Origin of the sequence: Burkholderia ubonensis (genome assembly GCF_001718695.1) — a bacterium.
Taxonomy (GTDB): Bacteria; Pseudomonadota; Gammaproteobacteria; order Burkholderiales; family Burkholderiaceae; genus Burkholderia; species Burkholderia ubonensis_B.
The window spans coordinates 1,007,665-1,029,541 of sequence record NZ_CP013422.1; the positions used below are offsets into that span (position 1 = coordinate 1,007,665).

The 21,877-nt window shown below is 69.1% G+C and carries 20 protein-coding genes; 9 read left to right on the forward strand and 11 right to left on the reverse strand.

The window, feature by feature from the left end; translation table 11 throughout:
• Window positions 1-201 precede the first annotated feature (201 nt).
• Entirely contained in the window at window positions 202-849 is a 648-nt protein-coding gene (locus WJ35_RS24285; RefSeq protein ID WP_069240173.1) for a LysE family translocator, read from the reverse strand.
• A 281-nt stretch (window positions 850-1,130) separates the two neighbouring features.
• Between WJ35_RS24285 and WJ35_RS24290 the strand changes: the two genes are divergently transcribed.
• Window positions 1,131-1,613 (forward strand): Lrp/AsnC family transcriptional regulator, encoded by a 483-nt coding sequence (locus WJ35_RS24290; protein WP_010098798.1) that lies wholly within the window; start codon window positions 1,131-1,133, stop codon window positions 1,611-1,613.
• 141 nt (window positions 1,614-1,754) lie between these two features.
• Here WJ35_RS24290 and WJ35_RS32375 read toward each other — a convergent pair whose 3' ends face one another.
• Both WJ35_RS32375 and WJ35_RS24295 read right to left on the reverse strand, forming a co-directional pair.
• Window positions 1,755-1,898, reverse strand: coding sequence for a hypothetical protein (locus WJ35_RS32375; RefSeq protein WP_230459753.1), 144 nt, complete (start codon window positions 1,896-1,898; stop codon window positions 1,755-1,757).
• A gap of 139 nt (window positions 1,899-2,037) precedes the next feature.
• Window positions 2,038-3,684, reverse strand: a complete 1,647-nt coding sequence (locus tag WJ35_RS24295) for an IclR family transcriptional regulator (RefSeq protein WP_069240620.1) — start codon at window positions 3,682-3,684, stop codon at window positions 2,038-2,040.
• 175 nt (window positions 3,685-3,859) lie between these two features.
• Here WJ35_RS24295 and WJ35_RS24300 point away from each other — a divergent pair, with 175 nt between their 5' ends.
• Window positions 3,860-4,819 carry an MBL fold metallo-hydrolase gene (locus WJ35_RS24300; protein WP_010093736.1) on the forward strand — a complete coding sequence of 320 codons (960 nt, stop codon included), beginning with the start codon at window positions 3,860-3,862 and terminating at the stop codon, window positions 4,817-4,819.
• A gap of 157 nt (window positions 4,820-4,976) precedes the next feature.
• Window positions 4,977-6,314, forward strand: coding sequence for an MFS transporter (locus WJ35_RS24305; protein WP_069240174.1), 1,338 nt, complete (start codon window positions 4,977-4,979; stop codon window positions 6,312-6,314).
• Between the two features lie 22 nt (window positions 6,315-6,336).
• On the opposite strand, the gene WJ35_RS24310 is transcribed toward WJ35_RS24305, so the two are convergent.
• Window positions 6,337-7,137 (reverse strand): SDR family NAD(P)-dependent oxidoreductase, encoded by an 801-nt coding sequence (locus WJ35_RS24310; RefSeq protein WP_069240175.1) that lies wholly within the window; start codon window positions 7,135-7,137, stop codon window positions 6,337-6,339.
• 152 nt (window positions 7,138-7,289) lie between these two features.
• Between WJ35_RS24310 and WJ35_RS24315 the strand changes: the two genes are divergently transcribed.
• Both WJ35_RS24315 and WJ35_RS24320 read left to right on the forward strand, forming a co-directional pair.
• On the forward strand, window positions 7,290-8,252 hold the full coding sequence (locus WJ35_RS24315) for a GlxA family transcriptional regulator (RefSeq protein ID WP_069240176.1): 963 nt from the start codon (window positions 7,290-7,292) through the stop codon (window positions 8,250-8,252).
• A 74-nt stretch (window positions 8,253-8,326) separates the two neighbouring features.
• Window positions 8,327-9,475: an epoxide hydrolase family protein gene (locus tag WJ35_RS24320; protein ID WP_069240177.1), complete on the forward strand. Its 1,149-nt coding sequence runs from the start codon at window positions 8,327-8,329 to the stop codon at window positions 9,473-9,475.
• An 87-nt stretch (window positions 9,476-9,562) separates the two neighbouring features.
• On the opposite strand, the gene WJ35_RS24325 is transcribed toward WJ35_RS24320, so the two are convergent.
• Window positions 9,563-10,054 carry a 2,4'-dihydroxyacetophenone dioxygenase family protein gene (locus tag WJ35_RS24325; RefSeq protein ID WP_069240178.1) on the reverse strand — a complete coding sequence of 164 codons (492 nt, stop codon included), beginning with the start codon at window positions 10,052-10,054 and terminating at the stop codon, window positions 9,563-9,565.
• A 178-nt stretch (window positions 10,055-10,232) separates the two neighbouring features.
• The gene (locus WJ35_RS24330; RefSeq protein ID WP_069240179.1) at window positions 10,233-11,201 is read right to left on the reverse strand and encodes a LysR family transcriptional regulator; all 969 of its coding nucleotides are present in this window, start codon (window positions 11,199-11,201) and stop codon (window positions 10,233-10,235) included.
• A 104-nt stretch (window positions 11,202-11,305) separates the two neighbouring features.
• On the opposite strand from WJ35_RS24330, the gene WJ35_RS24335 reads away from it, so the two are divergent.
• Window positions 11,306-12,664 (forward strand): aspartate aminotransferase family protein, encoded by a 1,359-nt coding sequence (locus tag WJ35_RS24335; protein ID WP_060238371.1) that lies wholly within the window; start codon window positions 11,306-11,308, stop codon window positions 12,662-12,664.
• Between the two features lie 53 nt (window positions 12,665-12,717).
• Entirely contained in the window at window positions 12,718-14,235 is a 1,518-nt protein-coding gene (locus WJ35_RS24340) for a CoA-acylating methylmalonate-semialdehyde dehydrogenase (RefSeq protein ID WP_060238375.1), read from the forward strand.
• 135 nt (window positions 14,236-14,370) lie between these two features.
• Here WJ35_RS24340 and WJ35_RS24345 read toward each other — a convergent pair whose 3' ends face one another.
• From WJ35_RS24345 to WJ35_RS24355, 3 genes are all read right to left on the reverse strand, one after another.
• Window positions 14,371-14,739, reverse strand: coding sequence for a hypothetical protein (locus WJ35_RS24345; RefSeq protein WP_069240180.1), 369 nt, complete (start codon window positions 14,737-14,739; stop codon window positions 14,371-14,373).
• A 546-nt stretch (window positions 14,740-15,285) separates the two neighbouring features.
• On the reverse strand, window positions 15,286-16,212 hold the full coding sequence (locus WJ35_RS24350) for an AEC family transporter (RefSeq protein WP_011882150.1): 927 nt from the start codon (window positions 16,210-16,212) through the stop codon (window positions 15,286-15,288).
• A 143-nt stretch (window positions 16,213-16,355) separates the two neighbouring features.
• On the reverse strand, window positions 16,356-17,240 hold the full coding sequence (locus WJ35_RS24355) for a LysR substrate-binding domain-containing protein (RefSeq protein WP_069240621.1): 885 nt from the start codon (window positions 17,238-17,240) through the stop codon (window positions 16,356-16,358).
• Between the two features lie 240 nt (window positions 17,241-17,480).
• On the opposite strand from WJ35_RS24355, the gene WJ35_RS24360 reads away from it, so the two are divergent.
• On the forward strand, window positions 17,481-17,858 hold the full coding sequence (locus tag WJ35_RS24360; protein WP_069240181.1) for a nuclear transport factor 2 family protein: 378 nt from the start codon (window positions 17,481-17,483) through the stop codon (window positions 17,856-17,858).
• A 219-nt stretch (window positions 17,859-18,077) separates the two neighbouring features.
• On the opposite strand, the gene WJ35_RS24365 is transcribed toward WJ35_RS24360, so the two are convergent.
• Window positions 18,078-18,290, reverse strand: a complete 213-nt coding sequence (locus WJ35_RS24365; RefSeq protein ID WP_059490329.1) for a hypothetical protein — start codon at window positions 18,288-18,290, stop codon at window positions 18,078-18,080.
• 167 nt (window positions 18,291-18,457) lie between these two features.
• Window positions 18,458-20,641, reverse strand: coding sequence for an FUSC family protein (locus tag WJ35_RS24370; RefSeq protein WP_069240182.1), 2,184 nt, complete (start codon window positions 20,639-20,641; stop codon window positions 18,458-18,460).
• 158 nt (window positions 20,642-20,799) lie between these two features.
• Between WJ35_RS24370 and WJ35_RS24375 the strand changes: the two genes are divergently transcribed.
• Window positions 20,800-21,753, forward strand: a complete 954-nt coding sequence (locus tag WJ35_RS24375; protein ID WP_069240183.1) for a LysR family transcriptional regulator — start codon at window positions 20,800-20,802, stop codon at window positions 21,751-21,753.
• Window positions 21,754-21,877: the final 124 nt, after the last annotated feature.

The window sequence follows — 21,877 nt, forward strand, 5'->3', positions numbered from 1 at the left end:
ATGATCGTCGACGGCCTACGTCCCGGTGCCGAATGTCCCAAAGTGCCGAACCGAGTCATCCGATGCGGCGAGTCGACGCGATACTGCCCACGCGGTCTGCTCTATGCGCCGGACTTACGCGGCCCGGCCACTCCCGCGCCGCAAATTCCGGGCTACCGCGCGTCACACGGGCGCAATCACCGACGCGCCCGCCCGCGGCCCTCAGCTCCAGCCGGCCATGACCGCGCCCATCCCGACGAGCAGGCCGCCCGTCACGCGGTTCATCGCGCGCATCCGCGCCGGCCGCTGCAACGCGTGGCCGAGCCGGTGCGAGAACAGCGCCATCGACGCGACGCCGCCCGCGAACAGCAGTGCGAACGTCGCCGCGAGCAGCAGGAACTGAAGGTTCAGGCTCCATTCGGCGTTCGCGCTGATGAATTGCGGAAAGAACGACGGAAAGAACAGCAACGTCTTCGGATTCAGGCCCGACGTCGCGACGCCGCGCCAGAACAGCGCGCGTCCCGATTCGGCGTCGCGCGCGGCGCTGCCGGTCGCGGGTGCCGCGGCCGCCGCGGCGTCGGCCGGCGCGCGGCTGATCCATTGCTTGCACCCGAGCCAGATCAGGTAAGCGGCGCCCGTCCAGCGCAGCACGATCAGCGCGCGCTCGTCGATGTGCACCAGTGAATTCAGGCAGAGCGCGGTCAGCGCGAGTTGCAGCAGCACGGCAAGCGTGCCGCCCCATACGCAAGGCAGCGCGCGCCGCCAGCCGGCGCGCAGCGCCTGGTTCATCGTGAGCAGGTTGACGGGGCCGGGAGCGTAGATGAGGACGGCCGATGCAGCGACGAACGACAGATAAAGCCGGAACGACATGACAGGGACCACGGAACAGGGGGTCGGGCGCCGGCCCGGACAACCGGATAGGCGTACGGGAGGCGGGTTTCGCATGCCTGCGTGACCGGCTCCGCAACTCGTGATTGCGGTCGGACATCCGTCGCGAGGGGGTTGTCGCAGCGGGCGCGCCGGTCGACAGGCATGGAGAAAATGTATCAAGCGCGGCGGTTAAAAGGCTTCCTGTTTTCCAGCCAATGGCCGCTCAAATCGGAACGTCGTTCGGCTAGAATGAAGATCCCCAGTAGAAGATTCCCTTTGCCATGGCCACCCGCGAACGCACACCCAAAACGCTCGACAATCAGGACCGCAAGATCCTCGGCGCACTGCAGAAGAACGCGCGCCTGTCGAATGCCGAACTGGCCGAACAGATCGGGATGTCGACGACCGCGTGCTGGAACCGCACGCGGCAACTCGAACTCGACGGCTACATCGACGGCTATGTCGCACTCGTCAATCAGCGCATGCTCGGCTACGCGGACATCGTGATTCTCGAAGTGACGCTCGATCGCCACGAGGACGACGCGCTGGCCCGCTTCGGCGCGGAGCTCGCGGCGCTGCCCGAGGTGCTCGAGGCCTACCTCGTGTCGGGCGAATACGATTACTGGATCAAGGTCGCCGTGGACGGCACGGCCGGCTATGAGCGGTTCTTGCGCGAGAAGCTGTACAAGATCTCGAGCATTCGCCACAGCCGCTCGATGTTCGCGCTGCGCTGCATGAAGGACGTGCCGTCGATACAGGTGTGAGCGCGTGGAGGGATGGTCGCCGGCCTTCGTCGAAGTGCCGACCCGCGCGGCCGCGCGATTGCGCAGCGGAGGCGGGCAAGTGGAAACGGAACAAGGCCGGGGGCCAACTCAGGGCCGCCGGCCTGCGTCTGGTCGTTCCGTTCAGCGCGGCAGGCGCGCGTGGGCTTCAGCGATGATTTCGCAGGTCTCGAGGTGCAGTGCCCATGCTTCTGCAAGCAGCGAGCCAACACGCGCGAGCCAGCCAGCGGATTGGTTGGAACGGTCGGAGACGTTAGACGTTTGCATGACGATGCCCCATTCAGGTGGCGAGTTAGGGATAACCCTAATCATAGATGAGGCGCACCGCTCTGTGAAATGCGATTTTGTAATATGGTAATTATTTGCGGGTTCTGTTGCCGCGACGCAACATGAACCATCGTGATCGTCACAGCCCGCCGATCCACCCGAACCGCCACGACAGCCGCCGCGTCGCGGCGAGCAGCGCTTGCGCGAGGCCGCTGTCGGGCCCGTGCGGGAAGCCGCGCGACGCGCCGATGATCGCGATCACGAGCCGGATGCTGCCGGTGTGATCGAACACGGGCGCGGCGACCGTCGCGATGCCGGGCACCGGTGCGTCGAACGCGAAGTCGACGCCTTCCGCGCGGATCTGCGCGAGGCGCACGCGGAACGCATCGTCGGCCGGCGCCGCGCGCCCCGCGAGGCGCACGGGTTCGCCGGCGAGCAGGCCGGCCAGCACGTCGTCGGTCATGCCGGCCGCGAAGCTGCGGCCGATCGCCGTATTGACGAGCGACATCACGGTGCCGACCTGCAGGCTCACGTGCTGCGGCCGCGCCGATTCCTCGAAGCGGATCACGGTCGGCCCGAGCGGCCCGAGCGTCGCGGCTGCGACGCTCATGTCGGTCGCTTCGGCGAGCGCGACGATCTCGGCTTCCGCGTCGCGCGCCGGCGACACGCGCTGCATCGCGATCAGGCCGAGCGCCTGGCTGAGCGGCCCGGCGTCGAAGCAGCCGGCCGCGTCGCGGCTCAGCAGGCCGATCTTCAGCAGGCTCACCAGATGCGGAAACGCCTTCGCGGCCGGCATGCCAGCCGCCGCCGCGAGATCGCGCAGCGGCAGCGCGCGGCCTGCCGACACGAGCGCGAGCAGCAGGCCGCCGGTGCTGTCGAGGGCGTTGATCCCGCGCTGCGCCTTCGCGTCGTCGGCGAGCGCGGGCGGCACGCGCGGCGCGGCCGGCGTGCCCGGCCGCACGTCGGGCGCGGCGTCGAGCGACGCAGTGGCTTGCCGTGCCGCGTCGCGCAGGGCGGTCGCGATCGGGCCGTCCCACGCGACGTCGATCGACCCCGTCGAACCGATCACCGTCAGCGCGAGCTGCAGGCGGCCGTCCGCGTCGAGCACCGGCACGCACAGCGCGCTGACGCCGGGGCTCGGCAGGTCGACGCTGCGCTCGATGCCGCGCTGGCGGATCGCGTCGAGTTCGGCGCGCGACGGGTGCGCGTCGGCCCGGGCATGTGCGTCGGCGTGTGTGTATTCATGCGCATCTGCACCGGCGGCGTGGCTGGCCGCCATCGCGTCGAGCTGCGCGGGCTCGCCGAACGCGCGGAATACGCGGCCGGTCGCCGTCGTGTCGAGCGACATCACCGATCCCACGTGCAGGTTCACGTGCAGCGGATAGCCGCCGTGCTCGATGCGCACGATCGTCGGCCCGAGCGCGCCCGGCACCGACAGCGCAACGCTCAGCCCGACGCTTTCCGCGAGCCGCGCCGCGTGCGGCAAGGCCGCGCGATACGCCGGCTGCCGCTCGATCGACATCAGGCCGAGCCGCAGCGACAGCGGCCCTGGCTCGTAATTGCCGGTGATCGCGTCGCGCTTCACGAGGGCAAGGCGCGTCAGGCTCACCAGATAGGTATGCGCCTGCGCGGTCGACAGCTCTGCGGCCGCCGCCAGCTCGGACAGCCCGAGCGGCTTGCGCCGCCGCGCGAGCGCGTCGAGCAGCCGGCCGCCCACCTCGACGCTCTGGATGCCGCGCTGCGCCTTCTGCGGCGCGTCGTCCGCGCGATCTTCATCGTTCTGCACTGCGTTCACCTGAAATCGAAACATCCCGCATGGTATCCGACGCCATTTCTCGCGCCCGTTCCCACGTTTACCCGTATTAAACAATAGCAAGCAGATTTGCCATTGACAAATGAACGGCGCGGGACGATGATCCGCTCAACCCCTCAACACATGGCTCGCAGCCACGGAACCCCATATGGCCAAAGCATTCGCCTCTCAAGCCGACCTGGAAGAGAAGAAGATCACCTGGACCCGGCTCTCCGAAAACGCGTACGCATATACCGCCGAAGGCGACCCGAACTCGGGCGTGATCATCGGCGACGACAGCGTGCTGATCGTCGACACCACGGCGACGCCCGCGATGGCGCAGGACCTGATCGCGAAGATCCGCGGCGTTACCGACAAGCCGATCAAGCACGTCGTGCTGTCGCACTATCACGCGGTGCGCGTGCTCGGCGCGTCCGCATACTTCGCCGAAGGCGCGCAGCACGTGATCGCGAGCCGCGGCACCTACGAGATGATCGTCGAGCGCGGCGAGGCCGACATGAAGTCGGAGATCGAGCGCTTCCCGCGCCTGTTCGCGGGCGTCGAGACGGTGCCGGGCCTGACCTGGCCGACGCTCGTGTTCGAGCGCGAGATCACGCTGTTCCTCGGCAAGCTCGAAGTGAAGATCATGCATGTCGGCTCGGGCCACACGAAGGGCGACACGATCGTGTGGCTGCCGTCGCAGAAGGTGCTGTTCTCGGGCGACCTCGTCGAATACGACGCCGCGTGCTACTGCGGCGACGCGCAGCTCGAACAGTGGCCGGCGACGCTCGAGGCGCTGCGCGCGCTCGGCGCCGAGAAGCTCGTGCCCGGCCGCGGCCCGGCGCTGCTGAACCCGGCCGAAGTGAACCAGGGCCTCGACTACACGAAGGACTTCGTCACGACGCTGCTCGCGCAGGGCCGCAAGGCCGTCGAGCGCAAGCTCGACCTCAAGGCCGCGATGGCGCTCACGCGCGAAGCGATGGACCCGAAGTTCGGCCAGGTGTTCATCTACGAGCACTGCTTGCCGTTCGACGTGTCGCGCGCGTTCGACGAGGCAAGCGGCATCACGCATCCGCGCATCTGGACCGCCGAGCGCGACAAGGAAATGTGGGCCGCGCTGCAGGACTGAGCGGCCCATGACGGCGGGGCGTCCGGGCGGACGTCCCGCCTTTGCGCGGCGCCCGCAGGGCTCGCTGCGTTTCTTCGATCTCACAAGAAAGCAGGGCGCACGCACGCCCTCGGAGACTGCTGCGCGCTCGATTCGCGCAGCACGTTTGGAGACAGACATGCCCCAATCCCTTCCCGCCGAAGCGGCGGTCGCGTCCGCGTCGGCTTCCGACGACCAACTGCTGTTCCGCAAGATCGCGTGGCGGATCATCCCGTTCCTGTTCCTCTGCTACGTCGTGTCGTTCCTCGACCGCATCAACATCGGCTTCGCGCAGTTGCAGATGAAGCACGACCTCGGTTTCAGCGATGCGATGTACGGCCTCGGCGCGGCCGTGTTCTACGTCGGCTACGTATTTTGCGAAGTGCCGAGCAACCTGCTGCTCGCGCGCTTCGGCGCGCGCCGCACGTTCACGCGGATCATGCTGCTGTGGGGCATCGCGTCGGTGGGGATGATGTTCGTGTCGAAGCCGTCGCATTTCTACGTGCTGCGCTTCCTGCTCGGCGTGTTCGAGGCCGGCTTCTTTCCCGGCATCGTGCTGTACCTGACCTGGTGGTTCCCGGCGAACCGGCGCGCGGCGGCGATCTCGGTGTTCTTCGCCGGCGTGGCGGTCGCGGGCGTGCTCGGCGGGCTGATGTCGGGCTGGATCATGCGCGACATGGCCGGCGTGCTCGGCCTCTACGGCTGGCAATGGATGTTCGCGATCGAGGGCGCGCCCGCGGTCGTGCTCGCGTTCGTCGCGCTCGCGTATCTCGTCGACCGGCCGCAGGACGCGGCGTGGCTCACGCCGGACGAGAAGGCGCGCGTCGCGGCGCTCTGCGCGCACGGGCAGGGTCGCGAGGGGGCACACGGCGCACACGGTCCGGGCAGCTTCGCCGCCGCGCTGCTGAATCCGCGCGTCTACCTGTTCGCGTTCATCTATTTCTCGCTGACCTGCGCGTCGCTGACGCTCAACTTCTGGATGCCGCTGATGATTCGCGATTTCGGCGTGACCGACGTCGTGGCCGTCAGCCTCTATACGGTCGTGCCGAACGCGATCGGCGCGATCGGCCTGATCGTGATCGCGCGCCGCTCGGATCGCACCGGCGAGCGCCGCGGGCATTTTGCGTGCTGCACGATCGGCGGCGGGATCGCGCTCGCCGCGCTGACGCTGCATCTGCACAGTTTCGCGGCGATGCTCGCATGCCTGTCGATCGCCGCGACGCTGATCTTCGCTGCGCTGCCGATCTTCTGGGCGGTGCCGACCGGCTACCTGTCCGGCAAGGCCGCCGCGGGCGGGATCGCGCTGATCAGCAGCATCGGCATCACCAGCGGCATCGTCAGCCCGTGGGTGATCGGCCTGATCCGCACGCGCACCGGCAGCATGGATCTCGCCGTGTATCTGCTGGCCGCGCTGCTGGTTGCGAGCGGCGTCGCGCTGCTGCTTGGCGTGAAGGGCGACGCGGGGCGACGGGGGTGATTTAGGGGCGAGCGCCGCCGCGCTACCGCGCAACCACATAACGCGCCGCCGGCGCGTTCGCCGACAGATGCGGGGCCATCGTGCGCCGCGCGGCTTCATAGGCGTCCCACTCTTCGCCGGCATGCAGCGGCGGGATCGTCACGAGCTCGCCGCGATCGAAGCCGACCAGCGCCGCGTCGACGAGCTCGGACGCCGACATGACGATGGCCTTGGGCAGGTGCTCGAGCGGGAGGCCGCCGGTCTCCCAGAAATCGGTGGCGGTCGCGCCGGGCAGCACCGCTTGCACCTGCACGCCCTTGTCGGCGAGCTCGTGATGCAGCGACTGGCTGAACGCGAGCACGAACGCCTTGCTGCCGCCGTAGACGCCGTTGAGCGTTTCCGGCGAGATCGCGACGATCGACGAGATGTTGATCACGGCGCCCTTGCCGCGCGCGACGAAGCCCGGGACGGCCGCATACGTGAGGCGGGTGAGGGCGGTGACGTTCAGGTCGATCAGCCGCGTCATCGCGTCGACATCGCTGTCGATGAGCGGCGTATGCGTGCCCACGCCCGCGTTGTTGACCAGCAGCGTGATGCTGGCATCCTGCTTCAGCTTCGCTTCGACGCCGGCGAGTTCGGCGCGGTCGTTGAGGTCCGCGGCGATGATCTCGACGCTGCGGCGCGTGTCGTTCGTGATGCGCTCGGCGAGGGCCGCCAGCCGGTCGCGGTTGCGCGCGACCAGGATCAGGTCGTAGCCGCGGCGCGCCAGCCGGTCGGCGTAGATTGCGCCGATGCCCGTCGACGCGCCGGTCACGACGGCCGTACCTTGATGTGCTTGAGCCATGATGTCACTCCGTGTTGGGACAAAGGTTGAGTGCATGGCTGCATTCTGGCGTCGAATCGCCGCGACACAAATGACGTAGATGGGTATGATTTCGGACATCGGGCCGGTCAATCGCGATCGCGACGCCCGCCCGCCCGCCTCCGGAGATATGCATGCACCGGATCGGCTTTCTGATCAGCGACGGCTTTCAGATCATGGCGCTCGCGTCGCAATCGGTGTTCGAGTACGCGAACATGGTGGCGGGCGAGGCGTTCTATGCGCTCGAGAACTTCTCGGCAGACGGCGGCGAGGTGCGCTCGTCGCTCGGGCTGCGGGTCGCCACGCGGCCGTTGCGCGGCCGGCGCACCGACGTCGACACGTGGATCGTCGCGGGCGTCAACGATCCGTTGGCGTCGCCCGCGCCGGCCGCGGTCGTCGCGTTCCTGCGCCGTGCCAACCCGCGCGCGAGGCGCATCGCCGGAATCTGCACCGGCGCGTTCGTGCTCGCGGAGGCGGGCCTGCTGGCGCAGCGGCGCGCGACGACGCATTGGGCGTTCGGGCGCGACATGCAGAAGCGCTTTCCCGACATCCGCGTCGAGGACGACCGGATCTATATCGTCGACGGGCCGATCTGGACGTCCGCCGGCATGACGGCCGGCCTCGACCTCGCGCTCGCGATGGTGGAAAAGGATCTGGGGCCGGAGGCGGCCCGTTCGGTCGCGCACAAGCTGGTCATGCATCAGCGGCGGGCAGGCGGCCAGTCTCAGCATTCCGAAATGCTGGAGCTCGCGCCGAAATCGGACCGCATCCAGAATGCGCTGAACTATGCGCGCCGGAATCTGGGCCGCTCGCTGACGGTGGAGGAACTCGCCGGGACGGTTCACCTGAGTCCGCGCCAGTTCAGCCGTGTGTTCACGCGCGAAACCGGACAGTCTCCGGCCAAGGCCATCGAAAGGCTGCGGCTGGAGGCCGCGCGGCTGATGATCGAACAGAGCCGGCACCCGCTCGACGTCATCGCGAGGGAGACCGGCTTTCGCGATCGCCGGCACATGCGCGAAGCCTTCGTGCGCGGGTTCGGCCTGCCGCCGCAGACCATCCGGCGCGACGCGCGCGCAGACGTGGGCGAAGCCGGCTGACGCGTCGCGGCGCCGTCTGCGCGCGTTATAAAAATCGCGCAGAATCGCGTCGATATCCTTCGCGAGGAGACACGATGCACGCCGTCCCGTTCAACATCGAGATTCCGGATCATGCGCTCGCCGACCTGCGCCGGCGCCTGCGCGACACGCGCGTGCCGCTGCTGACGCCTGCCGAGCCTTGGCAGCAGGGCGTCGACGGCGCGTGGCTGCGCGACCTGACCGCGTACTGGGCCGAACGATTCGACTGGCGCGCGGCCGAGCAGGCGCTGAACCGCTTGCCGCAGTTCGTCGCGGACGTCGGCGGGCAGCGCGTGCATTTCATCCATCGGCGCGGCGCGGGGCCGAACCCGTATCCGCTCGTGATCACGCACGGCTGGCCAGGGTCGGTGTTCGAATTCGACGCGCTGATCGAGCGCCTGTGCGACCCCGCCGCGTTCGGCGGCGACCCGCACGACGCGTTCGACGTCGTCGCGCCGTCGCTGCCGGGCTTCCTGTTCTCGCCGCCGCCGGCGTCGCCCGGCGTCGCGGCATTTCAGGTCGCCGACTGCTGGGCCGCATTGATGGCCGGCCTCGGCTATCGCCGCTTCGGCGCGCAGGGCGGCGATCTCGGCGCGGGCGTGTCGATCGCGCTCGGCGCGCGACATGCGGACGTGGTCGACGGCATCCACCTCAACTACCTGCCGGGCAGTTACGAGCCTGCGATCGACGCGGCCGCACCGCTGACCGACGAAGAACGGGCGTTCGTCAAGGAGCGCGCCGAATGGGCCGCGCTGGAAGGCGGCTATGCGCATGTGCACATGACGCGGCCGCAGACGCTCGCCGCCGCGCTCAACGACTCGCCGGCCGGGCTCGCCGCGTGGATCGCCGAGAAGTTTCGCGCGTGGAGCGATTGCGACGGCGACGTCGCGCGGCGGTTTTCGCACGACACGCTGCTGACCGGCATTTCGCTCTACTGGTTCAGCGCGTGCATCGGCTCGTCGATGCAGATGTATTGGGAGAACCGGCTGCAGCCGATGCGCTTCGCGGCCGGGCAGCGCGTGACGGTGCCGATCGCGTTCGCCCGCTTTCCGAAGGAGATCAGCCGGCCGCCGCGCAGCTGGGTCGAACGGGTGTTCGAGGTCGTGCAGTGGACCGACATGCCGAGCGGCGGCCATTTCGCGGCGATGGAAGAACCGGACCTGCTGGCCGACGATATTCGGCGGTTCTTTCGGCGTTTTCGATGATGGGCGGCGGGCGGGTGGCAGACTCGGACGAGCGGGGCCGTCCGCCGCCCGCCCGGTCGGCCTCGCGGCGCGCCGCTGTTGCCGGTCTTAGCGGGTGACGAAGGCCGTCGCGTCGTGCGGTGCGGTACGCGCATGCTTGCGCTGCCGCAGCAGCGCGACGCGGCAATTCTCCCGCGCGGTCTCGCGGCCGCCGTCGTCGAGCAGCACGAGATCGCCGCGCATCACGTTGAACGTGATCACGTCTTCGCCGTCGCTGCCAAGCGTTTGCGGCGTATGGACGGAGCCGGCCGGTTCGAGCACCGTCGAGCCGGCGTGCGCGACCCAGTCGTATTCGACGTAGCGCCACGCGCCGTGCAATGTATAGACGAATACCTGCCCGTCGTGGCGATGGCGCGGCAGCGTCCGGCCGGCGGGCATCTTCAGCAGCGCGGTCAGCGTGTCCTCGGCCGCGTTGATGTGCAGGTACTTGATCGCGAGGCCCGGCAGGTCCGGGCTCATCGGCAGCCACGGCAGCGCGTCGCCGGGCAGGCACGAGATCGGCGGCAGGTCGGTGGAGAGCGGGGCGGACGGCTGCATCATGGCGTGAGGCGGAGCGGAAACGGGAAGTGCGCATTATCGCAGAGGCGGATCGGGCGGCCGATGGGGGGCGCGGCGGTCGGCGCCGGGCACGGGGGCAACCGCCGACCGCCAACGGCGGTTCCACACATGCGCCGACATCCCGGCTACTTTGCCCGACGCGGCCGCCTCAATGCCCCGCCTACGCCCGCTCCCCCGATCCTTCGCCCGCATGCCCCGCCGCATGCGCGGCCTCGAGGCACGACTGGAACAGCAAAGCCGCCCGCGAAGGCCGCGGCGAGCGCCTGAGCAGGCTCACGAACCGGCACGTGTAATAAAACCGATGCGGCGCGATCGCCTGCATCAGCCCCTTGCTCTCGAAGCTCTCCGCGTAATGATCCGGCAAGAACCCGAGATACCGCCCGGACAGGATCAACGTCGCGATCGACTCCTGGTCCGACGCGGTCGCGCTGCGCGTGAGCTTCGCTCGATGACTCAGCTCCATGTTCGGCGAATGGAACCCCAGCCCCGCGAATGCATGATGGCGGATCGTCGTCCACGTCAGCTTCCCGTGCGGCGCGTCGAACAGCGGATGCTGGCGGCCGCAGTAGAGCAGCATCCGCTCGTCGAACAGCTCCGCATAGACGAGGCTGCCGGAACTGCGATGCGCCGGAATGATCCCGACCTGGTAACTGCCGTCGATGATCCCGCGCTCGACCTCGTTGATCGACGCGACGTGCAGGTTCAGCGCGACATCCGGCGCCTCGTCGGCGAACTGCCGGATCGCGTCGCCGAGGCGCGCGTTCGGGTTGGTCGCCGTCTTGTCGAACACCGCGATATGCAGCTCGCCGCCCATCCGGTCGTGTATCCCGTCGACCCGGCTGCGGAACGCCTCCATCGACGCCAGCAGGCGCAGCGTCTCCTCGTACACCGTCTGCCCCTCCGGCGTCAGCGTGAAGCCGGCGCGGCCGCGCCGGCACAGCACGAGGCCGAGGCGGGTCTCGAGGTCCTTCACGTGGCGGCTGATCGTCGAGATGCCGATGTTCAGCTCCAGCTCGGCGGCCGCCATCCCGCCGCACTGCACGACGCCCTTGAAGACCCGCAAGAGCCGCAGGTCCATGTCGCTGAGCTGCCCGAGCAGCGCGCGGCTCTTCGGTTTCTTTGCTTGCATAGTTGCGCAAGTGAACATTGATATTGCGATATTCAAAAGACTAATTGGCGTCCCGACAATGCGCAACATCTACCACGAAGGAGGGGCGCGCCGCGCCGACCGACATGACCGACGCCATTACCGCCACGCAACCGGAAGACACGTCGCTGCGCACCGACGCCGCGTGGCTCGACGCGCACTGGATGCCGTTCACGGCCAACCGCCAGTTCAAGTCCGACCCGCGCATGATCGTGTCGGGCAAGGGCGCGTATTACACGGACGCCGAAGGCCGCAAGATCTTCGACGGCCTGTCGGGCCTCTGGTGCACGGGCCTCGGCCACGGCCGCACCGAGATCACCGACGCGGTGAGCCGCCAGGTCGCGCAGCTCGACTACGCGCCGGCGTTCCAGTTCGGCCATCCGAAATCGTTCGAGCTGGCGAACAGGATCAAGGAGCTGACACCGGCGGGCCTCGACTACGTGTTCTTCACGGGCTCGGGCTCGGAAGCGGCCGACACGTCGCTGAAGCTGGCCCGTGCGTACTGGCGCGCGAAGGGCAAGGGCACGAAGACGCGCCTGATCGGCCGCGAGAAGGGCTATCACGGCGTGAACTTCGGCGGTATCTCGGTCGGCGGCATCGGGCCGAACCGCAAGCTGTTCGGCCAGGGCATCGACGCCGACTTCCTGCCGCACACGCAGCTGCCGGAAAACAGGTTCTCGCGCGGGATGCCGGAGCACGGCGCGGAGCTCGCCGACCGCCTGCTCGACCTGATCGCGCTGCACGACGCGTCGAACATCGCGGCGGTGATCGTCGAGCCGTTCTCGGGCTCGGCGGGCGTGGTCGTGCCGCCGAAGGGCTACCTGCAGCGCCTGCGCGACATCTGCACCGCGCACGACATCCTGCTGATCTTCGACGAAGTCATCACGGGCTTCGGCCGCGCCGGCGCGATGACGGGCGCGGAAGCGTTCGGCGTGACGCCGGACATCATGAACATCGCGAAGCAGGTGACGAACGGCGCGCAGCCGCTCGGCGCCGTGATCGCGAAGAAGGACATCTACGACACGTTCATGGCCGCGGGCGGGCCCGAGTACATGCTCGAGTTCCCGCACGGCTACACGTACTCGGCGCACCCGGTCGCGTGCGCGGCGGGCGTCGCGGCGCTCGACCTGCTCGTGAAGGAAGACGCGGTCGCCCGCGTGCGCGCGCTCGCGCCGCATTTCGAGGCGGCGGTGCACGGGCTGAAGGGCCAGCGCCATATCGCGGACATCCGCAACTACGGCCTCGCCGCGGGCCTGACGATCGCGGCGCTGCCCGGCGAGCCGGCGCGCCGTCCGTACGAGATCGCGATGCGCTGCTGGGCAAAGGGCTTCTACGTGCGCTACGGCGGCGACACGATCCAGCTCGCGCCGCCGTTCATCGCCGAGAAGCGCGAGATCGACAACCTGATCAACGCGCTGTCCGACGCACTGAACGAAGTGGCTTGAGCCGCGCCGCGGCACGCTCCACGATTGACCGAATTCACGAACGAGTCTGAACGATGAAACACGACAGCAACGTCACCTCCACCCTCGGCCACCTGATCGACGGCAAGCGCGTCGACAGCGGCAGCCGCGTCCAGCCGGTGTTCGATCCGGCGACGGGCGCATCGGACAAGAGCGTCGCGCTCGCCGACAAGCTGACGGTCGAGGCCGCGATCGCGTCCGCGCAAGCCGCGTTCCCGGCCTGGCGCAACACGCCGCCGCTGAAGCGCGCGCGCGTGATGAGCCGCTTCAAGACGCTGCTCGAGGAGCACGCTGACGAGCTGTGCGCGCTGATCACGGCCGAGCACGGCAAGGTGCTCGCCGACGCGATGGGCGAGCTGCAGCGCGGGATCGAGAACGTCGAGTACGCGAGCTACGCGCCCGAGCTGCTGAAGGGCGAGCACAGCAAGAACGTCGGCCCGGCGATCGACTCGTGGAGCGAATTCCAGGCGCTCGGCGTCGTGGCGGGCATCACGCCGTTCAACTTCCCGGTGATGGTGCCGCTGTGGATGTGGCCGATGGCGGTCGCGTGCGGCAACACGTTCGTGCTGAAGCCGTCGGAGCGCACGCCGTCGTCCACGCTGCGGATGGCCGAGCTGGCGCTCGAGGCCGGCCTGCCGCCGGGCGTGCTGAACGTCGTGAACGGCGACAAGGAAGCGGTCGACACGATCCTGACCGACACGCGCGTGAAGGCCGTGAGCTTCGTCGGCTCGACACCGATCGCCGAATACATCTACTCGACCGGCTGCGCGCACGGCAAGCGCGTGCAGGCGCTCGGCGGCGCGAAGAACTTCGCGGTCGTGATGCCGGACGCTGACATCGGCAACGCGGTCAACGCGCTGATGGGCGCCGCGTACGGCTCGTGCGGCGAGCGCTGCATGGCGATTCCGCTGGTCGTCGCGATCGGCGACGAAACGGGCGACAAGGTGGTCGAGGGCCTGAAGGCCGAGATCGCGAAGATGAAGGTCGGCCCGGGCACCGGCGCAGGCATCGACATGGGCCCGCTCGTCACGCAGCAGCATTTCGAGAAGGTGACGGGCTTCGTCGAGGCCGGCGTCGCAGCCGGCGCGAAGCTGGTGGTCGACGGCCGCGGCGTGAAGGTCGACGGCCACGACGGCGGCTACTACCTCGGCCCGTGCCTGTTCGACGACGTGAAGCCCGGCATGCCGATCTATCAGCACGAGATCTTCGGGCCGGTGCTGGGCGTCGTGCGCGTGAAGTCGCTCGACGACGCGATGGCGCTGATCGACGCGCACGAATACGGCAACGGCACGTGCCTGTTCACGCGCGACGGCGAAGCGGCGCGCTTCTTCAGCGACAACATCCAGATCGGCATGGTCGGCATCAACGTGCCGCTGCCGGTGCCGGTCGCGTATCACTCGTTCGGCGGCTGGAAGCGCTCGCTGTTCGGCGACCTGCACGCGTACGGTCCGGACGCGGTGCGGTTCTACACGAAGCGCAAGACGATCACGCAGCGCTGGCCATCGGCCGGCGTGCGCGAAGGGACGGTGTTCAGCTTCCCGTCGAGCCGCTGACGCGTTCGCGGCTGCCGCGCCCGGTGCGCGGCGCCGCGTGTGCGAAGCAACGCAGGCCCGCGCCGAGCGACGATCGGCGCGGGCTTTTTCATGCGTGCGGCCCGTGTGGGCGCGGCGAACGCGCGCGAACGGCGCCTACGGCGCGACGACGTGCCACATCTTGTTGAAGTTGTCGCCATTGCGCTCGCCCTGTTTCATGTCCTTCGAGAAGAAATACAGCGGTTTGCCCTTGTACGCCCACTGCGGGCTGCCGTCGTCGCGCTTGACGATCGTATACGGGCCGACGGGCACGTCGTTCGTGCTCGCCTTGTACGGCGGCCAGATCGTTTCGCACTGGCCCGTGCACGCGCTGGCGTTGGGCTTGTCCTTGTCGAAGCTGTAGAGGGTCATCCCGTTCGCGGCGACGAGCGCGCCGTTTTCGATTTTGGTGATCGAGCCTTGAGCCGACGCCGAAACGGACGCCATGGCGAGCAGGGCGGAACTGGCGAGAAGCGCGGCTTTCATGGATACCTCCTGATGGTCCGGTGGGCGGCACAATCGCGCACACGGCCGGGCGTGCGCGCAATTGCGGGGCGTGGCGCCGGAACGCGGCGCCGGCGCCGCCGGTGCGGGCGTCGGACGGTCGGACGGTCGGACGGTCGTGCGCGACGCATGCACCGACACGCTCCATTCACCATAGGCGGTTTTCGGCGCGGCTGCGAGAAGAAGCGGGCGCGCATCGGCGCCGCTGGGGGTATGCAGGCGCGCGTGCGGCTGCATCGGTGGGGCGGGCGGCGATTGGCGATTGGCGGAAGCGGTGCGAGCGTTCGCGGTCGGAAGCGTTGGCGCGCGCCGACGTCGGGCGCACGCGCGAACGCGCGGCGGCTGACGCGGCGATGTGCGACAGACGACGCAGCCCGTAGCACCGCAGGCGCCCGCGGCTCCGTAGCGCCTCGATACCGCAGCACCGCATACGGCAGCATCGCGGCACGGCAATACGGTGACACGGCAATACGGCAATACGGCGAAACGGCGACAACCCGTCGCCCTCCACCCGCCGACCTTTCAGCGCTACATCGGCAGCGCGCCGAACGCGGCCAGCACGACCGGCATCGCGAATGCGGCCGCAATCGTCTGGAACGCGGTGATGCCTGCCATCAGCGGTGCATCGCCGCCGAGCTGGCGCGCCATGATGTACGACGAGGACGACGTCGGCAGCGCCTGGAACAGCAGCGCGATCGTCAGCGCGGCATCGCCGAGCCCGAACAGGCGGCCGGCCGCGAGCGTCGCAAGCGGCATCGCCATGAACTTGAACGCAGACGCGATACACATCGGCTGCATCCAGCCGCGCGCTGCGTCGAACCGCAGCGCAGCGCCCACGCACAGCAGGCCGAGCGGCATCGACGCGGCGCCGAGCGCGCGCACGGCCGGCTCGATCGCTGGCGGAAACGCGATCCCGCCCGCCTGCATCGCGATCCCGAGCGCGCAGCCGACGACCAGCGGATTCGACACGATCCGGTGCACGAGCGCCCATGCGCCGAGTCGCGTCGCGCCGAAGCGCGCGAACACCAGCACGCACATCAGGTTGACGGTCGGCACGATGGCGGCGACGCATACGGCCGCGAGCGCGATCCCGCGCGCGCCGAACAGCCCGGCGGCGAGCGCCGTGCCGACATAGTTGTTGAAGCGCACCGCGCCCTGGAACACCGACGTGAAGCCCGCGCCGTCGACCTGCACGAACCGGCGAACCAGCAGCACCAGCGCCGCGACGACCGCGGTCGACCCGACCAGCGCCGCGGCGAGCGGCACGACCGGCAGCGCTTGCAGCCGCGCATTCGCGAGGCCGTGCGCGAACAGCGCGGGCAGCAGCACGTAATAGCAGAGCCGCTCGGCTTGCGGCCAGAACGCGTCGCCGATGAAGCCCGTGCGCCGCAGCCCGTGGCCGAATGCGACGAGCAGCGCGACCGGCGCGAGCGCGAGCAGGACGGGGCCGATCATCGGCGCGCCCTCAGGCAGGCGGCGAAGCACGGCGACGCGGGAATCCAGCGGGCAGGCGACATGACGGCGGGCGATCGAAAGAGTGACGATGCCGCCAAGTTAGCACGCCGATCCAGCGGCAATAATGGTTAATTATCGGGCGTTCAATGAGAAATTCTCATCGCTGACGCGGTGACTTCGGTCGCCAGCGCACGCGCGAAGCGCTCGGCCGGGCGCGATTGATGTTCGAGCAGCACGACCTCGCGGCCCATCTGCGGCTCGCCGAACGGCAGGCGCGTGACGGGCGGCAGCCGCGCGAGCGTCGCGTCGGGCAGCGCGACGATCGCCGCGCCGAGGCCGCGCGCGACCATCCGTGCGATCGTCTCCGCGCTGTCGAGCACCATTTGCTCGCGCACGCGCACGCCGAGCCGGCGCAGCTCCGCGGCAATCATGCGGCCCGCCCACGCCTGCGCATCGAAGCGGATGAACGGCAGCGCTTCGAGCAGCGCGCCCGCGTCCCGCTCCGTGCAGTGCGGCGGGGCGAACAGCCAGAAGCGGTCTTCGTACAAGGTGGTCCACGTGAGCGCGGGCGGGTGCGGGCGCACCGGGCGCGTCGTGATCGCCGCATCGAGCTCGCCGGCGGCGACGCGCTGCGCGAGTTCCGCCGACACCCCGGCGGATACCTGCACGCGCAGCGACGGATGCGCGTGACGCAGCGCGAGCAGCGCGTCGGGCAGCGGGCCGGCCAGCGCGGTCTGGATCGCGCCGATCCGCAGGCGGCCGACCAGCTTCTTTTCGTCGCTGAGCGCGTCGGGAATCCGGTCGACCATCGCGAGGATCTGCTCGGCTTGCGCGACCAGGATGCGGCCCGCCTCGGTCAGCGCGGGCTGCCTGCGCGAACGGTCGAACAACTGGACGTTGAATTCGCTTTCGAGCGCCTTGATCTGCAGGCTCACCGCCGATTGCGTGAGCCCGATGGCTGCGCCGGCCCGGGCAAAGGCCCGATGGCGGGCGATCGCCACCAGCGTTCTGAATGCGCGTAGTGACATGGATTCGGTGACGTAGACGGCCCGCGCCGGCACGCGGATTGCTCAGGATGCCGGTCGCGTGCGGCGACAACCGCTGCGCGTTCAGCCGGCACGCTGGCCCACATCATGCCCGCGCGCCCGCGACCCGGCAATCGCGGCGGCGCGGGCCTGCGGTCTCGCTGCCGCATGATGTCTGCCCGACGCTTTCGGGGCGACGCACGGCCGTTGCGTTCGCCCCGGCTATCTTCGGAGGTAACGACGATGCCCGACGACCCCGGTGAGGTTGCACGCGCGAGCTACCGCGCGTACGTCGACAAGGACCGCGACGCGATCGAAGCGCTGATTGCGCCGGATTTCCATTTCACCAGCCCGCTCGACAACCGGCTCGACCGCGACGCGTATCTGGCCCGTTGCTGGCCGAACAGCGCGCTGCTCGCCGGTTTCCGGTTCGTCGACGTCGCCGTGCACGACGAGTACGTGTTCGTCGTCTATGAAGCCGACACGACGAGCGGCAAGCGCTTCCGGAACGCGGAGCGATTACGCGTGCGCGATGGTCGGATCGTGGAGGCTGAAGTGTATTTCGGCTGGTACGTGCCGCATCCTGCGCCCGACGGCGGGTTCATCGCGTCGGCAGGGTGACGGTGTGGCGGGACGGCTGCTGGATGCGGTGCGCGAGGTGAGGCGAGGCGAGGCGACGTGGCGCCCAGGGCGGCGGGCCTGAAACGACCACGCCGCTTCAATCGAAGCGGCGTGACGGGCAATGCGGTTGCAGCGATCGGCCGGCTCGTCGGGCGCGCGCGCAGGCAATGCGAACGATGCGCGCGCGGCGGGCCGGGCCATGACGACGCGGCGTCATGCTCAGCTGCCGAAGTAGACGTTGCAGAAGCTGACCGGGCCGACGCAGGCGTTCGGGTCTTCCTTCTTCGATTTCGCCTGGTCGACGCGGCCGGCAGCCTGCACGGCTTCGGCGCGGTTCGCCTGTTGCCGGGCCTGTTCGGCCGGCGCCGGCTGGGCGTGCGCGACGGCGGCGGTGAGCGACAGGGCAACGAGGGCGAGGTGCAGCGACTTCATTTGGGGCTCTCCTGGGTCAGTACCGGCGTCGCCGGCAGTGACCAAACTATAAGCTCGCGGTGCCTAAAGATTAATCACCGCGGGTGTAGAGCTTATTTCCAATCGCAACAAGGGTGAGGTTGCGTGCGCATCGATCGCCGTCGCAGCCGACACGGTTTCCGCCGCCTTCAGCCGTAGTGACGATTGAACGGCGCATCCTTGTCGAGCAGCGCGCTGCGCACGAAGTGCAGGCAGCCGACGATGCGCTGCATCCGGCGCCGCTCGTCGGGCACCGCGTGCCACGCGACCAGCGCGTGCTGCGCCGCGCGGATCGCGAGGTTCACCGATTTCAGCGTGCGCGCGTGACGGGGCGGCGTCGGGTCGTCGAAGAACGGCGGCAGCATGTCGAGCACCGCGTCGATCGACGCGGTCCAGCGCAGCGCCTGCGGCGGCTTGGTCGCGGAGAACGCCTGCACTTCGTCGCGCAGGTCGATCACCGCGTGGCCGACTTCGAGCGTCGCGAGCATCCAGCGCAGCGCGTCGCGATGCTGGCGCGTGCGCCTGACGAGCAGCGTGCGCAACTGCGCCATCAGGTCGTGCGTGCTCGACTGGAAGCGCTGCGCGAGGCCGGCGCTCGCGCCTTCGCACGCGAGCGTCACCTGGCGGCGCAGGTCGTGCGCGATGCGGCCCGTCAGCCACGGCATGTGCGTGGGGAACACGACCGCGAACACGATCGAGCACGCGAGCATCGCGACGACGAGCGCAATGCCGTTGTTGATCAGCACCTCGGGCGTGTACGCGATCGCGTTGTCGGGGCCCGCGAGCAGGCAGAAGAACACCGCGAAGCCGATCCCGTAGCCGGACAGGCCCGGCCGCATCGCGAGGAACGCGCCGAAGCCGAGCACCGGCGCAAGCGCCGCGCACAGCAGCGGAAAGCCGTCGATGTTCGGATACACGTAGCACAGGAACAGGTAGCCGACGAGCGTCGCGAGCGCCGCGCCCGCGCCCATCTGCGCGACGAACTTCGGCGCGCGCGGCGACGTCGAGCTGAGCGCGCACGCGATCGCGGCGCCGATGACCGCCAGCGCGCCGCTCGGCCACTCCGACGCGATCCAGAAACAGCTCATCGCGCCGACCGCGACCACCGTGCGCAGGAACGTGAAGCCGACGAAGAACGTGTTGGTCTTCACCGCATAGTGGGTGACCGAGCGCTCGAACGCGTGATCGTCGTCGTCGAGCGATGCATAGGTGTCCGCGTAGCCGAGGAATTCGCCGACGAAGCGATACATCAGCTCGACGGCGGTATCGAAGTCGAGCAGGCCGCCCGCCGCGTGATCCTCGAGGTCGCGGCGCGACGCGCGCGCGGCCTTGGGCAGCGCGGTGTGGAAGCGGCGCAGCTCGAGCAACGCGCCGGTCGCGCGCGCCGGCCCGCGTTTCAGCTCGCCGTCGAGCGCGGCGAGCCGCCGCGCGAGCGCGTCGAGGTGCGGCGCGAGCGCCGCGAGCACCGCGTCCGCGCGGCTCTCGCGCAGGCGCTTGAGCAGCTGGTGCAGCGCATGGAGCCGCGTGCATGCATTCATGAACTCGCTGTTGAGCCGCGCGAGCCGGCGGCTGCGTGCGCGGATGTGCGGGTCCTCGAACGACGCGAACGCGCGGTTCGCCTCGAAGCCGACAATCTCGTCGACGAAATCGGCGAACCGGCGCTCGAACCCGCCGCGCTCGATGTCGCCCGCGAGCGCGGCGGATGCGAACGCGACGAACTTCGCGTGACGCGCGCTCAGCGAGCGCATCAGCGCCTTCGCCGAGCTGAGCGGCAGGATCAGCGCGCTGACGACGCCGGAGCAGACGATGCCGAGCGCGACTTCCGCGGCGCGCGTCAGCGCGGACTGGAACAGCGTCTGCGGCGTCATCACCGAGGGCAGCCCGATCAGCGCGGCCGTGTAGCCGGCGAGCACGAAGCCGTACCAGCGGAAGTGGCGGTTGCGCACCGCGAGCGCGATGCAGCCGCCGACCCACAGCGTGATGCCGGCCATGTACAGCTCGGGCTGCTGCGCGAACAGCCCGCCGAGCGCCAGCGCGGCGACGAGGCCGGCCGCCGTGCCGAGCACCCGGTAGAAGCTCTTCGCGAACACCATTCCGGACAGCGGCTGCATCAGCACGAACACGGTCGTCATCGCGGTGCGCGGCTGCGACATCTCGAGCCGCATCGCGATGCCCATCGCGAGCAGCGCCGCGCATACGGTCTTGGCGAGATGCAGCCAGATCAGCCCGTCGCTCGCGGCCCAGTCGCGCGCCGCCTTGCCGAGCGGATCGAGCCAGCGTCCCGCTCGTTGGCATCCGGCGGCAGGGGGCTCGATCGCAGGTTGTGGCTTCATGACAATAGAGGGTGCGTTCGACTGGTGAGGCGCCGATTGTAGGAGCGCGGCGCGCGCGCATTAACGCAGCGCCGGGGAAACGATAGTTGCAGCGGACGTAACAATGCATCGCATTCCGTGGAGGAAAATGGCGGCTCCGACACAGGTGGCTCACAGGAATGGATACGCTTCAAAACATGCGGGTATTTACGCGCGTCGTCGAGACGGGCAGCTTCACCGCCGCCGCGCAATCGCTGAATTCGACGACGGGCGCGATGTCGCGCGCGGTGTCGGAGCTCGAGGCGCGGCTGCGCACCCGCCTGATGAACCGCTCGACGCGCCGCCTCGCGCTGACGTCCGCCGGCGAAAGCTATCTGCGGCGCTGCCGGCAGATCCTCGCCGACGTCGATCGCGCGGAAGAGGAGGCGAGCTGCGCGCACGAGCGGCCGGCCGGCGTGCTGCGCATGCACAGCTTCGCAAGCGTCGGCCATCACTACGTGATGCCTGCACTGACGCGCTATCACGCGCAGTATCCGGACGTATCGATCGAGCTGTCGCTGTCGCAGCGGATGCCCGACCTGTTCGACGGCACCAGCGACATGGCGGTCGTGACCGCATCGTCGCTGCCCGATTCGGAGCTCGTGTCGCATCTGCTCGGCTCGACGTTCAGCATCCTGTGCGCGTCGCCGGACTACGTGCGCCAGCATGGCGCGCCGACGCGTCCGCAGGATCTTGGCGGACACCAATGCCTGACGCTGTCCACGCCCGCGTTTCCGACGCACGAATGGCTGCTCGAAGGGCCGGGCGGCGTCGAGCAGATCCACGTGACGGGGCCGGTGCAGACCAACACGGCCGAATCGCTCGCGCTCGCGATCCGCGACGGCATCGGCATCGGCATGCTGCCGGTGTATTCGTCGATCGACGCGCTGCGCGACGGCACGCTCGTGCGCGTGCTGCCTGACCATATCCTGCAGAAGATGAACGTCTACGCGCTGTATCCGTCGCGCCGGTTCGTCGACGCGAAAGTGCGGACCTGGGTCGAGCTGCTGCGCGCCCAGGTGCCGGACATGATCGCGCACGACGTCGAGATGCTGCAGGCGATCGCGCGCGAGAGCGAGCCGCAGGAAGCCTGAGCGTGCTGCACGAGCGGCGAACGCCTGCCCTGTGTGGGTTGCGCGGCTCGCATCGCTTGCGGGGCGTCGTGTAGAAGCCGTGCGCCGTGCCGCGCCCGCATGATGCGTATCGTGCGGGCGCGGC